Consider the following 13,429-nt stretch of genomic DNA (forward strand, 5'->3'; position numbering starts at 1 on the left):
CGCCGCCGCAGGCCCCGATGCCGATGGGCGACCCGATGGGCCCGCCGCCGGCGCCGGGCGCGATGCCGCAGGCCCAGCAGATGCGGGGGCGGCGCGGCGGCACGCGGCGCTGGACGTGGCTGGTCGTCGTGGCGGGCGTGGTCGTGGTGGGCGTCGTGGCGGGCGGGTTCGTGCTGCTGCAGAACGTCCGGAACGGCTACTACATCGGCGCGAACAAGGCCGGCGAGGTCGTCCTCTACCGCGGGACGACGCAGAAGGTGCCGGGCCTCAGCCTGTCCCGCGAGGCCGCGAAGAAGGAGCAGCCGAAGCAGCCGATCCTGGTGGCCGACCTTCCCCAGGCGCTCCAGGCGCAGGTCAAGGACACCTACACCGTCGACGGCCCGAAGGCGCTGAAGCAGCTGGAGAGCGCCGTCTGCAAGTACTCGCTCATCGGCGAGGGCGGCAAGGTCGTCATGGTGAGGGGCCGGGAGCAGCAGGACTGCCGGCAGGCCTCGGTCAAGAAGAGCGACATCCGGATCGACGAGCTGCCCGCCTCGGACGTGACCGCGGTCGAGAAGGGCACCCTCGTGTTCATCGGGCAGAAGGCGGCGCAGGCCAAGCTCGACCAGCTCGGCGCGCACCGGGAAGAGTGCAAGCAGCGCACCCCGTCCATCAAGGACTGCCCCTCCAGCGGAGGGAGCTCGTAAATGCAATCGATCGGGGACCAGATCCGGGCCCACCTCCCGTACCAGCGGCGCAACGCCGCGTCGCTGGCCCTGCTCGCCTTCGCGATGATCCTGACGCTGTCGGCGTTCGCGGAGGTCGGCCTCGCCCGTGACGGGAACATCCCCGGCGGCCTGTTCGTGTACGGCGGCGGCCTGGCCGTCCTGGCGTTCATCGCCTACTTCTTCCAGGCGAAGTTCACCCCCTACGCCGACCCGCTGCTGCTGCCGCTCGCTGTGGCGCTGAACGGCATCGGGCTGGCGATGATCTACCGCCTGGACCTCGACACCAGCCACGACCGCAAGGTCGCGGCGGCCGCGGGCAGGAAGCTCCTGCCGGACGCCGCCGACGCGCCCGGCCAGCTGATGTGGACGTTCGTCGGGATCGCCCTGTTCGTCGGCGCCGTGCTGATCATGCGCGACACCGACAAGCCGGACGCTCCGATGTCCTTCACGCCGAAGACCGCGCAGCGCTACACGTACCTGATCGGGCTCACCGCGGTCATCCTGCTGCTGCTGCCGATCGTCCCGGGCATCGGCGCGCAGATCAACGGCGCCCGCGTGTGGATCCACCTGGGTCCGTTCTCGGTGCAGCCGGGCGAGTTCGCCAAGCTGCTGCTGGTCGTCTTCTTCGCCGGGTACCTGGTGAACAAGCGGCAGGCGATGTCGCTGATCGGCAAGAAGGTCGGCCCGATCAGCCTGCCGCGGGCCCGCGACCTCGGCCCGATCATGGTGATCTGGTTCTTCTGCCTGGGCGTGCTGTTCATGCAGAAGGACCTCGGCACCGCGCTGCTGTTCTTCGGCCTGTTCGTGTCGATGCTGTACATCGCGACCCAGCGGGTCTCCTGGGTGGTGATCGGTGTCGGGCTGCTGGCGGTGGGCGTGTTCGTCGCGACGCTGCTGCCGTTCATGGGCCACGTGAACCAGCGCATCGACATCTGGCAGAACCCCAAGCCGTACTTCGACGGCGGCTGCCTGCTGGACAGCGGCAAGGTCGTCCCGGTCAACCCCGACACCACCATCTACAAGAAGTACAAGGCGCAGGGCAGCGTCTCGCCGGGCTTCTCGGCCTGCGCCGAGCTGGGCGGGGAGTACTCCGACAGCGCGCAGCTGATGAAGGGCCTGTTCGCGCTCGGCCAGGGCGGCGTCCTCGGCACCGGGCTCGGCCAGGGCGAGCCGTGGCGGACGCCGCTGTCCTTCAGCGACTTCATCTTCGACTCGCTCGGCGAGGAGCTCGGGCTGACCGGGTTGATGGTGCTGCTGCTGATATACGCGTTGATCGTGCAACGCGGGATGAAGACGGCCGTGGCGGCGCGGGACCCGTTCCTGAAGCTGTTCGCGGGCGGCGTGTCGTTCGTGCTGGCCCTCCAGGTCTTCGTGATCGTCGGGGGCGTCACGCGGCTCATCCCGCTCACCGGCCTGACGACGCCCTTCCTGTCCCAGGGCGGTTCGTCGCTGATGGCCAACTGGATCCTGATCGCGATCCTGGTGCGGATGAGCCACGACGCGCGCAAGCCGGCCCCGCAGGCGATCCAGGACGAGGGCATGACCCAGATCGTGAGCACGAGGTGACTTCCCCCCTATGAACATGGACAAGCCGGTTCGGCGGGTGGCGATCTTCGCGTTGCTGCTGTTCTTCGGACTGATGGCGCAGGTCAACTACGTCCAGGGCAGCCAGGCGGAGGACCTGCGGACCGACGCCCGCAACAGCCGCCAGTACGCGGACGTGTTCAACTCGCCGCGCGGCCAGATCTCCGCGGGCGGCGAGGTGCTGGTGACCTCGAAGGAGACCGGCAAGGACAACCCGAAGTACGGCCGGACCTACAAGGACGGGCCGGTCTTCGCGCCGATCACCGGGTACTTCAACGGCAACGCCACCCAGGTCGAGCGGGCCTACAACTCGCTGCTCGGCGGCAAGGACACGCGGATCACGCAGCAGCGCTGGTTCGACACGTTCATCGGCAAGAAGGCCGAGGGCGCCAACGTCGAGCTGACGATCGACCCGCAGGCGCAGCGCACCGCCTACGAGCAGCTGAAGGCGGGGACCGCGCAGGGCCGCCGGGGCGGCGCGGTGGTGATCGACGTGAAGACGGGCGCGGTGAAGGTGGCGGCGTCGTGGCCGTCGTTCGACCCGAACGAGGTCGCTCCGCAGACCGGTGAGAAGGGCGGGAAGCGCCTGGAGCAGCTCGACAAGGGCGAGGGCGTCGTCAAGCCGCTGGTCGACAACGCGCTCAGCCAGACGTTCCCGCCCGGGTCCTCGTTCAAGGCGGTGGTGTCGGCGATCGGGATGCAGAAGCTCGGCCTCAACAGCTCGTCCACGGTGAACACCGGGCAGCTGATCCTGCCGGAGTCGGGCCGTCCGCTGCCGAACTCGCACGACAGCGGCAGCTGCGCCGGGTCGGCCCCGCTGCGCGGCGCGTTCGCCGAGTCCTGCAACACCTCGTTCGCGAAGATGGCGCTGGACATGGGAATCCAGGAGCTGCACGACGGCGCCACGAGGTTCGGGTTCGGCAAGCACGTCCAGCTGGAGCCCGACATGTACGCGGCCGAGAGCGACGTCCCGGTGTCGATCAAGGACGCCAAGGGCAACACCATCGAGACCGGCAAGGACGGCACGGCCCGGTCCGGGATCGGCCAGGAGAACGTGCGGGCCACGCCGCTGCAGATGGCGCTGGTCGCCTGCTCGATCGCCAACGGCGGCAAGATCATGAACCCGTACGTGGTGCAGAAGGTCCGCGCGAAGGACCAGAGCGAGCTCTACAACGCCTCCCCGAAGGAGTTCGGCGAGGCGATGAGCGGCGACCAGGCGAGCCAGCTCGAGGACATGATGCGCGCGGTGGTCACCGAGGGCACCGCGAAGAACCTGGCGGGCCGGCGGGTCGCCGGCAAGACCGGTACCGCCGAGCAGGGTCCGGGCAACCCGAACGCGAACTGGTTCGTCGGGTTCAGCCCGACCCAGAACCCGCGCTACGCGTTCGCCGTGATGGTCGAGGCCCCGGGTTCCGGCGCGAGCAACGCCGGCCCCGTCGCGGCGGCGATCATGGCGAAGGTTCTGCAGAAGTGAGTGCGGGCCTCGTCCTGAACGACCGGTACCGGCTGCTGGAGCGGCTGGCGATCGGCGGGATGGGCGAGGTCTGGCGCGCGTCCGACGCGCTGTCGGGGCGGCCGGTGGCGGTGAAGCTGCTGCGCCTGGAGCTGGGCTCGGACATGCGGGCGCGCGGCCGCTTCGAGTCGGAGGCGCGGTTCGCGGCGGAGCTGCGGCACCCGGGGATCGCGCGGGCGTTCGACTACGGCGAGCAGGCCGGACGGACGTTCCTGGTGATGGAGCTGGTGCCGGGCGAGCCGCTGGACGAGATCCTGGCGCGCGACGGCGGGCTGCCGCTGGAGGCGGTGCTCGATCTGGTCGTCCAGGCGGCCCGGGCGCTGGCGGTCGCGCACGCGGCCGGGATCGTGCACCGCGACGTCAAGCCGGCGAACCTGATGGTGGCCCCGGACGGCACCCTGAAGATCACCGACTTCGGGATCGCCCGCCGGCTGGCGGCGGCGTCGCAGACCCAGACCGGGATGGTCATGGGGACGGCGCACTACATCTCGCCGGAGCAGGCCCAGGGCCTGGAGCTCTCCCCGGCGGCGGACCTGTACTCGCTGGGCGCGGTGGCCTACGAGTGCCTGACGGGCGCGCCGCCGTTCGACGGGGCGACGCCGGTGGAGGTGGCGCTCAAGCACGTCCGGGACGCTCCCGCGGAGCTGCCGGCTCGGGTTCCCGAGTCGGCCCGCGAGCTGGTCATGGAGATGCTCGCCAAGGAGCCGCGGGACCGTCCCGCGAACGCCGACACGGTCGCCGCGCGGGCGCTGGGGATCCGCGCGTCGCTCAGCACGGGACGCGCCGGCGCGTCCCGCGAGGCCGCGCGCGAGGCCGCCCGGCTGGACGCGGCTCGCAGGGGCGCGCGCAGGCCCCCCGCCGCGGTCCCCGACCCCCACCCCGCAAGATCGTCGACTTTGTCGGGATTTGACGCTGACGAAGGGGCGGATAACCTCACCAGCGGACCGGTGACCGGGCAACGGCGCTCGGCACTGGCGTACGCGTCGGTCGCGGCCGTCGTGCTGGTCTGCGTGATCGTCGTCGGCTCCCTGTGGAAGGGGCTGGCCTTCGCCGGACCGGGAGGGGACGAGCGGGAGCCGCCCGCCGCCCCGGCCACCCGGCCGGTCGGGGACGGCAGTGTCGACGTTCCGGCGTCCACCCCCGCGGCCCCCACCACCCCGCCGCGGCGCAAGGCCCGGGGCACTCCGAGGCCGGCTGTCCCGCCGCGGCACCGGACGCATAGGATCCGTCCGTCAACGCAGGCGCCCCAGGCGTCCCTCTCACACAAGCCATCCAGGAATCCGCCCCGGGCGACTCCCACCGCCCCTGAGCCCACACCCGCCCCGACGGGGAGCACCACGACTCCGTCAACTCCGAGCCCGGATCCCCCGCCGACCCAGGAGGGGAAGCTAGGTTCTGGAGACAAGGTGTAGACGTACGAGGGAAAGTGCACATATGAGTCAACCTCGGCTGCTCGGCGGCCGCTACGAGCTCGAAACGGTGATCGGGCGCGGCGGCATGGCCGAGGTCTACCGTGCCCGGGACCGCCGCCTCGATCGCGTGGTCGCGGTCAAGACGCTGCGCTCCGACCTGGCCCGCGACCCCACGTTCCAGGCCCGGTTCCGGCGCGAGGCCCAGTCGGCCGCGTCGCTGAACCACCCCTCCGTCATCGCCGTGTACGACACCGGCGAGGACATGATCGGGGACACCCCGATCCCGTACATCGTCATGGAGTACGTGGACGGGAGCACGCTGCGCGACCTGCTCAGGGAGAACCGCGCCCTGCTGCCGGACAAGGCCCTGGAGATCACCGACGGGATCCTGCGGGCGCTGGACTACAGCCACCGCGGCGGCATCGTGCACCGCGACATCAAGCCGGCCAACGTGATGCTCACCCGGCAGCACGAGGTCAAGGTCATGGACTTCGGCATCGCCCGGGCCATGGCCGACACGGCGTCCACGATGACGCAGACCGCCCAGGTGATCGGCACCGCGCAGTACCTGTCGCCCGAGCAGGCGCGCGGCGAGCGGGTGGACGCCCGCAGCGACATCTACTCGACCGGTTGCGTGCTGTACGAGCTGCTCACCGGCAAGCCGCCGTTCACCGGCGACTCCCCGGTCGCGATCGCCTACCAGCACGTGCGGGAGGAGCCGGTGCCACCGTCGCAGGTGGACCCGCAGATCCCGCAGTGGGCGGACGCCATCGTGCTGAAGGCGATGGCGAAGGAGGCCGACCACCGCTACCAGAACGCGACGGAGTTCCGGCAGGAGATCCAGCGCGTCCTGCAGGGGCAGCCGGTGTCGTCGACGGCGGCGTCCACGATGCTGATGGGCGGCCAGCAGCCGCAGGGCACGCAGGTGATGGGCGCGTACGGCGGCGGCCCGGCGCGCACGCAGGTGCGGCCGCAGGACGACGGCTACGGCCTGCCGCCCGTCCACTACGACGAGGACGGACGCGGCGGCGCCGGCAAGAAGGCCGCGCTGTGGGTGGGTCTCGCCGTCCTGTTCATCGGCGGGGCCGCACTCATCGGCCTGCTGATGAGCGGCGGCGACAACAAGGACGACAAGGTCGCGATCCCGAAGAGCATCGTCAACGTCTCGCAGAACGACGCGACGGCCCAGCTCACCAAGCTCGGCTTCAAGGTCGGCGATCCGAGGACCGACTTCAGCGACGACGTCCGGAAGGGCTTCGTGATCGGCTCCGATCCGCAGCCCGGCACGGACGCCGCCAAGGGCGCCACGGTGACGCTGGTGGTCTCCAAGGGCAAGAAGCCGCCCACGGAGATCGAGATCCCGGACGTGACCGGCAAGCCGTACGCCACGGCGAAGAAGATGCTGGAGGACAGCGGGTTCGAGGTCGACAAGCGGGTCGATTCGAACGACACCGTGCCGCGGGGCAACGTGATCTCGACCGACCCGTCCGGCGGCACGAAGGCGGCGAAGGGCTCGAACGTCACGGTGACGGTGTCGACCGGCCCGTCGAGCCTCAAGGTGCCGAGCCTGTTCAACAACAGCCAGCGGGCCGCGTGCGGCAAGCTGGAGGGCATGGGCCTGAGGTGCAACGTGCAGAAGGGCGCGCCGCCGCCCGACAAGCAGGTCGCGCCCGGCTTCGTGTACGACCAGCAGCCGGGTGAGGGCGCCACGGTGGCGCCGGGCGAGACGGTGACGATCTTCGTGGCGCAGAAGCCGCAGACGCCGCCGCCCAGCTCCCCGGGCGCGCCGACGACGGGCCTGCCCGGCTGGCCTCCCGGCGACGGCCAGGGCTGACCGGAAGCGATCGAGGGCCCCGTCTCCGTGAGGAGGCGGGGCCCTCGGGCGTTTCGCGGGCCGTGTCGCGGGGCCGGACGGGCCCGGACACGAGAGAAGGGCCTCCGCCACTCGGGGGCAATGGCGGAAGCCCTTCGCTATGGTCTTCGTCACGACGCCAGGGGACGTTACGGATTTCAACCGAAATTTTCTGAGTTGGGGCGAGATGGGCGCTCCTAGCTCCGTCCGGCGGGGTGACGCCGCAGGTCATCGCAGGTTTCGAGCCAGTTCCGAAGCAGTCGATGGCCCGCGGTGGAGAGGATCGACTCGGGATGGAACTGGACGCCCTCCACGGGCCGGCCGCGGTGGCGCAGGCCCATGACGACGCCCTCGCGGGTGCGGGCGGTCACCTCCAGGACGTCCGGCGGGACCGTCCCGGGCACGACGGCGAGCGAGTGGTAGCGGGTCGCGTCGAACGGGTCCGGCAGGCCGCGGAAGACGCCGGCGCCGTCGTGGTGGATCTCGCTCGTGAAGCCGTGGACGATCTCGGGGGCGCGGGCGACGGTCGCGCCGTGCACGTGGGCGATCACCTGGTGGCCGAGGCACACGCCGAGCAGCGGCGTGCCGCGGCGCTCGGCGTCCCGCACGAGGTCGAGGCAGACTCCGGCGCCGGCGGGATGCCCGGGGCCGGGGCTGAGCAGGACGCCGTCGACGCCGGCGGCGTCCTCGACGGCGACGTCTGAACGGTCCCTGACCAGGCAGTCGGCGCCGAGTTCCAGCAGGTACTGGACGATGTTGTAGACGAAGCTGTCGTGGTTGTCGACGACGAGAACGCGCATCGCCGGTCAGCCCGGGGTGGCGGAGCCGGACGGCGCCGGGTCCTGCACGACGCCGTGGTCGAACTGGACCTTGGGTTCGATCCACGGGAACACGACGTACCAGAGGAGGACGGCGACGGCGACGAGCAGCCCGAACGCGGTCGCGGTCTTGGTCTGCCAGGAGCCGGGCAGCCGGCGCCAGATCCATGCGTACACGGGGCCTCCTACGTCCCGGCGGCCCGGGCCGACGCCGCGCGCGGCAGGGCCTCGGCCAGCTCGCCGAAGACGACCATTCGTTGGGCGGCGGAGTACTTCGGGTGGCAGGTGGTGAGCGTGAGGAGCCGCTCGGTCGGCCGCCGCTTCGGGTGGAAGGGGACGGGCGCGGTCACCTCCACCGCCGACGGCTTCACGATCCGCCGGTCGGTGACCTTGTAGACGTACTGCTCGTCCCGGGTGTCGATGAGGATCTTGTCGCCGCGGTCGAGTTCGCCGAGCCGGTTGAACGGCGCGGAGTAGGTGGTCCGGTGCCCGGAGACCACGAAGTTCCCGACCTGGCCCGGCAGCGCGCTGCCCGGGTAGTGGCCGGGCCCCTTGCGCAGGTCGGCCCTGTCGACGCCCTCGATCACGACGAAGCGGTAGTGCTCGCCGAACCGGGGGATGCGGATCACGGCGAGGCCCCGCCCGAGCTTGACCCGCTCGGTGGTGACCTTGGTGGCCCGCCAGTTCTTCAGCATCTCGTCGCCGAGCTCGTCCTGGGCGCCCTTGGTGTACTGGCCGGTGCCCCACAGCTCGTATGTCACGAACAGCATGACGATCAGCCCGGCGGTGATGCACAGCTCGCCCATGCCACGGATCACCGTCCGCACCGCGTCCTCCTCTTCCGGGGGGTTCAGCCGCCTTCGGGCGGTTCCGCCGGAACCGTAGCGTGCTTCATGGTCACGTTGCCGGTGTAGGCCGGCAGCGTGGCGCGTTCCATCGTCCGCACCGCGTAGCCCAGCCCGTAGGCGCGGGCGTACTCGCGGTAGACCGCGATCTCGCGGGACGCGCCGAGCGCCGCGCGCAGCCGGGCCGGATCTCCGACGGCGGTGATCCGGAACGGCGGGGAGTACACCACGCCCTGGAGGATCAGCGTATTGCCGACGCACCGCACCGCGCTGGTCGAGATCACCCGCTGGTCCATGATCTGCATGGCGCGGGCGCCGCCCGCCCACAGCGCGTTGACGACGGCCTGGACGTCGCCCTGGTGCACCACCAGGTCGTCGGGGCGGACGCCGCGGGGCGACTCGCCCGACTTCGGCTGCGGCGCGTCGTCCAGCGACACGCGGACGGCGCGGCCGGCGGCGGGGGTGAACCCGGCCTCGGCGGCGAGCCGGTCGGCCTCCGCCTGAGCGTTTTTCACCCGGGCGTCGTGACGTCCGGCCTCCCGGGAGATACCGTCGACCTGGCGGCGCAGACGCCGGTACTCGGCACGATCCTGCCGGCCCCGGCGCTGCTCCGCGGTGATGAGCTCGGTGATCCTGGTCCGGCCCTGTTCGCGCAGGCTCGTGCCGCGGGCCGTGCTCGCGCTCGCCGCGAACAAGGTTCCCGCAAGGAGCGTGAGAACTGGGATGATGCTTCCCCACGCTGGACGCCGTACGCTGCTCACCAGCGACTACGCTAACCGACAAAACACCCATGCGCGGTCCGACGCTCCGGCCGCCGGACGCCCGAGGAGATCGATCCCACCGTGGCCAAGTCCAAAGTGCGCAAGAAGGCCGTCTACACGCCCCCGCAGAAGTCCAAGGCGCCCGAGGTCAGCCCGCGCTGGCTCGTGCCGACGATGGTCGGTCTGTGGCTCGTCGGCCTGATCTGGATCGCTGTCTTCTACGTGACGGCCAGCACGGGTACGGACGTGCCGTACATGACCGACCTGCACAACTGGAACCTGGGGATCGGCTTCACCGCGATCATCCTGGGCGTGGTCCTGTCGACCCGCTGGCGCTGACCGCGAGTTATCCACAGGTTGAGGATCCCTCACCGCGCCTTTCCCCAGGTTTTCCACAGCGGATGTCCACAGGCGCCGGAGCGCGGACGCCGCCGCGCGCGAGCCGGGCGGCCGGTGCGGCCGTGCGCGGCGGCCCCGCGCACGGCTACCCCGAGCACGGCTACCCCGAGCACGGCTACCCCGCGCACGGCTACATCGCCGGGCTCAGTTCGGCCGTCCTGAGCATCACGAGCCCCGCGAGCAGCGCCAGCATGACCAGCGGCGCGCCGATGTGGAACAGCCGGCGCCGCGCGTCCGGCGCGTAGGCGTAGGCCGCGGCCAGCGCCGCCCCCACCGCCAGGCCGCCGACGTGGCCCTGCCAGGAGATCCCCGGCACCGAGAACGTGATCACCAGGTTGATCACCAGCAGGACCACGATGGGGCCGACCGGCCCGCCGAGCCTGCGGCCGATCACGAAGTACGCCCCGAACAGGCCGAAGATGGCCCCGGACGCGCCGACCGCCGAGTCGTGCGGGGATCCGACCAGGTACAGCAGCACCGAGCCGCCGAGCCCCGACAGCACGTAGAGGGCGAGGTAGCGCCACCGTCCGAGCACCTGCTCCAGCGCGGGGCCGACGGCCCACAGCGCCCACATGTTGAACAGGATGTGGGTGATGCCGAACGATCCGCCGCGCTGGTGCAGGAACATCGTGGTGAACAGCCGGTACCACTCGCCCTCGGCGACCCCGCCGACCTGCCCGCCGGGCAGCACCCCCTGGCCGAGCATCATGAAGTCCCACACCACGCGCCAGGACGCCAGCTCGGCGAGGTACGCCGCGATGCACGCGCCGATGAGCGTGTAGGTGACGATCGGCACGGCCGTCGCCCCGCCCCGCGCGCCGAGAACCGTCCGGGGGACCGCCTTGCGGGCCCCCCGGTTGCCCTCGGCGACGCACTCCACGCACTGGTGCCCCACCGCCGCGTCCCGCATGCACTCGGGGCAGATGAACCGGTCGCAGCGGGTGCAGCGCACATACGTCTCGCGGCTCGGATGCCGATAGCAGGTCGGCACCGAGGTCTCGGGAACGGGACTCTGGTCTGTGCTCATCAGTGGCTCCGTGGGCCTTACGTGCGGCGGGCGCTCGGCTCACCCGTGGCGGGGTCTCACCGGTGACAACGTCTAACGGCGCTCGATCGTCACCGACTCGATGACGACGTCCTCCTTCGGGCGGTCCATCCGCCCGGTCGGGACCTTGCTGATGCGGTCGACGACGTCGGTGCCCTCGATGACCTTGCCGAAGATGGTGTGCCGGCCGGTCAGGTGCCGGGTGTGCGCGACGTTCGTCGTGATGAAGAACTGGGAGCCGTTGGTGCCGGGCCCCGCGTTCGCCATCGCCAGCAGGTACGGGCGGTCGAACTTCAGGTCAGGGTGGAACTCGTCCTTGAACTGGTAGCCGGGGCCGCCGGTGCCGGTGCCGAGCGGGTCGCCGCCCTGGAGCATGAAGTCGTCGATGACCCGGTGGAAGATCGTTCCGTTGTAGAGCGGCGCGTCCGACTTCTGGCCGGTGCGCGGGTCGGTCCAGGTGCGGGTGCCCTCCGCCAGCTCGACGAAGTTCGCCACGGTCTCGGGCGCGTGCTCCGGGTACAGCTGGATCACGATCTTGCCCAGCGACGTGGTGAGCGTCGCGAAGATCTCGTTGGCCACGCTGGCCGCCTCCTCTTGATGGGTTCGATGACGTTCGGTGCGCGGTCCCGGCAGGCCCGGATCCGTCACTCTCCGTTGAAGGCTCGTCACGATCGCGGTGTTTACCTCCCGTTCGCTGGGAAGGCTGCCTGACAGGACCTCGCAAACAGGGAGGTTAGCGTGTCCCTAATGATCAATATCCGCCGGAAGCCGCAGGACGAGGTCGTCGACCGGCTCGGCCGCGTCCAGCAGGCGGCCCGCCAGGGCGTCGACGCGTGCCGGCAGAGCGCCGCCGGTGCGGCCGAGCGGATCGGGCCCATCGCGAACGAACGCGTGATGGTCGCCCGCGGCTGGAGCGCACCGAGGCTGCGGCATGCGGCCCGGTACGTGGAGACCGGGCTCGCCCCGCGGGTGAGCTCGTTCCTGAGCGACGTCGCGGGGCGGGTGGAACCGCCGAAGTCGGCGGCGAAGCCCGGGCGCGGCGCCATCATGGCGATGGTGGGAGTGGTCGCCGCCGTCGGAGTCGCCGGCGCGGTGGCGACGCGGCGCGGCGCCGTCCGCGACATGGCCAAGGGGTCGGGTGAGCATGCCGGCAGCGCGACCTCGGCCGACTCCATGACGGTCAGCGGCGCCGACGCGGACGGGCAGGTGCATTCACCGCACTGAGGCTTGCGAACGCGCTGGACGCACGGGTGAAGGGCCCGGCCGCACGGCGGCCGGGCCCTTCACCGTCCCGGTGCGGACGGGAGTTGCTACCACCCGGTACGGTGAACGCCATGTCGCCGAAACGCCCCCTGCGGCAGGTGCTGGCGGCCCGCGCGAAGCAGCGGGCGCGCCAGGGCGTGCACACGGCCGTGCACCGCGCCTGGGAATGGATCCAGCGGCACGGGGAGATCACCCCGCACACGCCGGGCCGCCGCAGTTTCGCCTACCTCGGCGAGGGCGCCTGCATCGGCTTCCCGACCGGCGCGATCTACGGCGAGCCGTGGATCTCGATCGGCGACCACACGCTGGTGGGCACGCACGTGACCATCTCCGCCGGGTTCGTGCCCGGCCTCGACCTCGGGCCGGACGTCATCGTCCGGATCGGCGGGAGCTGCTCGCTCGGCCGCGGCACCCACATCGTCGGCCACCAGTCGATCGACATCGGCGACGACGTCTTCACCGGCCCGAACGTCTACATCACCGACCAGAACCACACCTACGGCGACCTGCACACCCCGATCGGGCGGCAGTGGCCGGAGAACAACCCGGTCGTGATCGGGGACGGCTGCTGGATCGGCACCGGGGCGATCATCCTTCCCGGCACCCGCCTCGGCCGCAACGTCGCGGTGGCCGGCGGCGCCGTCGTCCGCGGCGAGTTCCCCGACCACTCGGTCATCGGCGGCGTCCCGGCCAAGGTCCTGCGCAGCCACGACAAGGAGAACGGCTGGCAGCCGCCCCTGCGCACCGACCCCCTCATGTCCCTGGACGAGCTCGCGGCCCTCTCGGTGGACGGCCTGGAGGGCCTGCAGATCCTCCAGGACAGGCTGCGCGCCGAGACCGCCGCCCGCGACGGCGACGTCCTCAGCGAGGAGGCCGGCTGACCGCCGCGCACCGCCGCCCGCACGCCCCGGAAAGCGAAGAGCCCCGCACGCGAGTGCGGGGCTCTTCGGTCGTCGATCAGCTGGTGCGGGCGGTCCGGCGGTCGCCCCCGTAGGAGGAGGAGCCGCCCCGGTGGTTGCCGTGGGAGCCGCCGCCGGTCCGGGGGCCGCCGCGGCGCTCGCCGGACGAGTAGGAGCGGTGCTCGCCGCGCCCGCCCTCGCCGTCGCGGCGGCGGTTGCCGCCCTCGCGGTCGAAGGCGCGCGGGCCGCGGCCACGGCCGCGGCCGCCCTGCCGGCCCCGGCCGGCGGGCCGGCGGGGGGGGGGGGGCGGGGGGGTGGGGGGTGGGGTAGT

13 protein-coding genes and 2 pseudogenes are annotated in these 13,429 nt (G+C 71.5%); 8 read left to right on the forward strand and 7 right to left on the reverse strand.

The annotated features are described in order from the left end of the window. From AB0K37_RS34325 to pknB, 5 genes and pseudogenes are all read left to right on the forward strand, one after another. Window positions 1-686: pseudogene (locus AB0K37_RS34325) on the forward strand (serine/threonine-protein phosphatase); the annotation flags it as partial. Beyond that, a complete protein-coding gene (locus tag AB0K37_RS34330; RefSeq protein ID WP_363988134.1) occupies window positions 687-2,273 on the forward strand; it encodes an FtsW/RodA/SpoVE family cell cycle protein in 1,587 nt (528 codons plus the stop codon). It begins immediately after the preceding pseudogene. Between the two features lie 16 nt (window positions 2,274-2,289). After that, the gene (locus tag AB0K37_RS34335) at window positions 2,290-3,765 is read left to right on the forward strand and encodes a penicillin-binding transpeptidase domain-containing protein (protein WP_363988137.1); all 1,476 of its coding nucleotides are present in this window, start codon (window positions 2,290-2,292) and stop codon (window positions 3,763-3,765) included. Then, the gene (locus tag AB0K37_RS34340) at window positions 3,762-5,216 is read left to right on the forward strand and encodes a protein kinase (RefSeq protein WP_363988140.1); all 1,455 of its coding nucleotides are present in this window, start codon (window positions 3,762-3,764) and stop codon (window positions 5,214-5,216) included. The genes AB0K37_RS34335 and AB0K37_RS34340 overlap by 4 nt, the downstream gene beginning before the upstream one ends. A 22-nt stretch (window positions 5,217-5,238) precedes the next feature. Continuing rightward, a complete protein-coding gene (gene pknB / locus AB0K37_RS34345) occupies window positions 5,239-7,050 on the forward strand; it encodes a Stk1 family PASTA domain-containing Ser/Thr kinase (protein ID WP_363988142.1) in 1,812 nt (603 codons plus the stop codon). Window positions 7,051-7,265: 215 nt separating this feature from the next. Here the strand turns inward: pknB and AB0K37_RS34350 are convergent, their stop codons facing one another. Genes AB0K37_RS34350 through AB0K37_RS34365 form a run of 4 tightly spaced genes read right to left on the reverse strand, consistent with a single transcriptional unit; the run spans window position 7,266 to window position 9,426 of the window. Next, window positions 7,266-7,868 (reverse strand): gamma-glutamyl-gamma-aminobutyrate hydrolase family protein, encoded by a 603-nt coding sequence (locus tag AB0K37_RS34350; protein ID WP_363988145.1) that lies wholly within the window; start codon window positions 7,866-7,868, stop codon window positions 7,266-7,268. 6 nt (window positions 7,869-7,874) lie between these two features. Further along, window positions 7,875-8,063, reverse strand: coding sequence for a hypothetical protein (locus AB0K37_RS34355; protein WP_363988147.1), 189 nt, complete (start codon window positions 8,061-8,063; stop codon window positions 7,875-7,877). An 8-nt stretch (window positions 8,064-8,071) separates the two neighbouring features. Beyond that, window positions 8,072-8,713 carry a class E sortase gene (locus AB0K37_RS34360; RefSeq protein ID WP_363988150.1) on the reverse strand — a complete coding sequence of 214 codons (642 nt, stop codon included), beginning with the start codon at window positions 8,711-8,713 and terminating at the stop codon, window positions 8,072-8,074. A gap of 23 nt (window positions 8,714-8,736) precedes the next feature. Next, a complete protein-coding gene (locus tag AB0K37_RS34365; RefSeq protein WP_363988153.1) occupies window positions 8,737-9,426 on the reverse strand; it encodes a DUF881 domain-containing protein in 690 nt (229 codons plus the stop codon). Between the two features lie 147 nt (window positions 9,427-9,573). On the opposite strand from AB0K37_RS34365, the gene AB0K37_RS34370 reads away from it, so the two are divergent. Continuing rightward, window positions 9,574-9,831, forward strand: a complete 258-nt coding sequence (locus AB0K37_RS34370) for a cell division protein CrgA (RefSeq protein ID WP_363988155.1) — start codon at window positions 9,574-9,576, stop codon at window positions 9,829-9,831. 190 nt (window positions 9,832-10,021) lie between these two features. Here the strand turns inward: AB0K37_RS34370 and AB0K37_RS34375 are convergent, their stop codons facing one another. Together AB0K37_RS34375 and AB0K37_RS34380 are read right to left on the reverse strand one after the other, a co-directional pair. Further along, window positions 10,022-10,918, reverse strand: coding sequence for a rhomboid family intramembrane serine protease (locus AB0K37_RS34375; protein WP_363988158.1), 897 nt, complete (start codon window positions 10,916-10,918; stop codon window positions 10,022-10,024). 72 nt (window positions 10,919-10,990) lie between these two features. Then, entirely contained in the window at window positions 10,991-11,515 is a 525-nt protein-coding gene (locus AB0K37_RS34380; protein WP_363988161.1) for a peptidylprolyl isomerase, read from the reverse strand. A gap of 168 nt (window positions 11,516-11,683) precedes the next feature. Here AB0K37_RS34380 and AB0K37_RS34385 point away from each other — a divergent pair, with 168 nt between their 5' ends. Further along, window positions 11,684-12,160, forward strand: a complete 477-nt coding sequence (locus tag AB0K37_RS34385) for a hypothetical protein (protein WP_363988163.1) — start codon at window positions 11,684-11,686, stop codon at window positions 12,158-12,160. A 110-nt stretch (window positions 12,161-12,270) separates the two neighbouring features. After that, window positions 12,271-13,080 carry an acyltransferase gene (locus tag AB0K37_RS34390; protein ID WP_363988166.1) on the forward strand — a complete coding sequence of 270 codons (810 nt, stop codon included), beginning with the start codon at window positions 12,271-12,273 and terminating at the stop codon, window positions 13,078-13,080. 76 nt (window positions 13,081-13,156) lie between these two features. Here AB0K37_RS34390 and AB0K37_RS34395 read toward each other — a convergent pair. Further along, window positions 13,157-13,429 (reverse strand): annotated as a pseudogene (locus tag AB0K37_RS34395) (hypothetical protein); the annotation flags it as partial.

The organism is Actinomadura sp. NPDC049753, assembly GCF_040674655.1.
In the GTDB taxonomy this organism is placed as follows: Bacteria; Actinomycetota; Actinomycetes; order Streptosporangiales; family Streptosporangiaceae; genus Spirillospora; species Spirillospora verrucosospora.

Bases quoted from the DNA above. Each gene is read 5' to 3' on its own strand.
- AB0K37_RS34330 (WP_363988134.1), top strand. From the start codon at position 687: ATGCAATCGATCGGGGACCAGATCCGGGCCCACCTCCCGTACCAGCGG.
- AB0K37_RS34335 (WP_363988137.1), top strand. From the start codon at position 2,290: ATGGACAAGCCGGTTCGGCGGGTGGCGATCTTCGCGTTGCTGCTGTTC.
- pknB (WP_363988142.1), top strand. From the start codon at position 5,239: ATGAGTCAACCTCGGCTGCTCGGCGGCCGCTACGAGCTCGAAACGGTG.
- AB0K37_RS34350 (WP_363988145.1), bottom strand. From the start codon at position 7,868: ATGCGCGTTCTCGTCGTCGACAACCACGACAGCTTCGTCTACAACATC.
- AB0K37_RS34375 (WP_363988158.1), bottom strand. From the start codon at position 10,918: ATGAGCACAGACCAGAGTCCCGTTCCCGAGACCTCGGTGCCGACCTGC.
- AB0K37_RS34385 (WP_363988163.1), top strand. From the start codon at position 11,684: ATGATCAATATCCGCCGGAAGCCGCAGGACGAGGTCGTCGACCGGCTC.
- AB0K37_RS34390 (WP_363988166.1), top strand. From the start codon at position 12,271: ATGTCGCCGAAACGCCCCCTGCGGCAGGTGCTGGCGGCCCGCGCGAAG.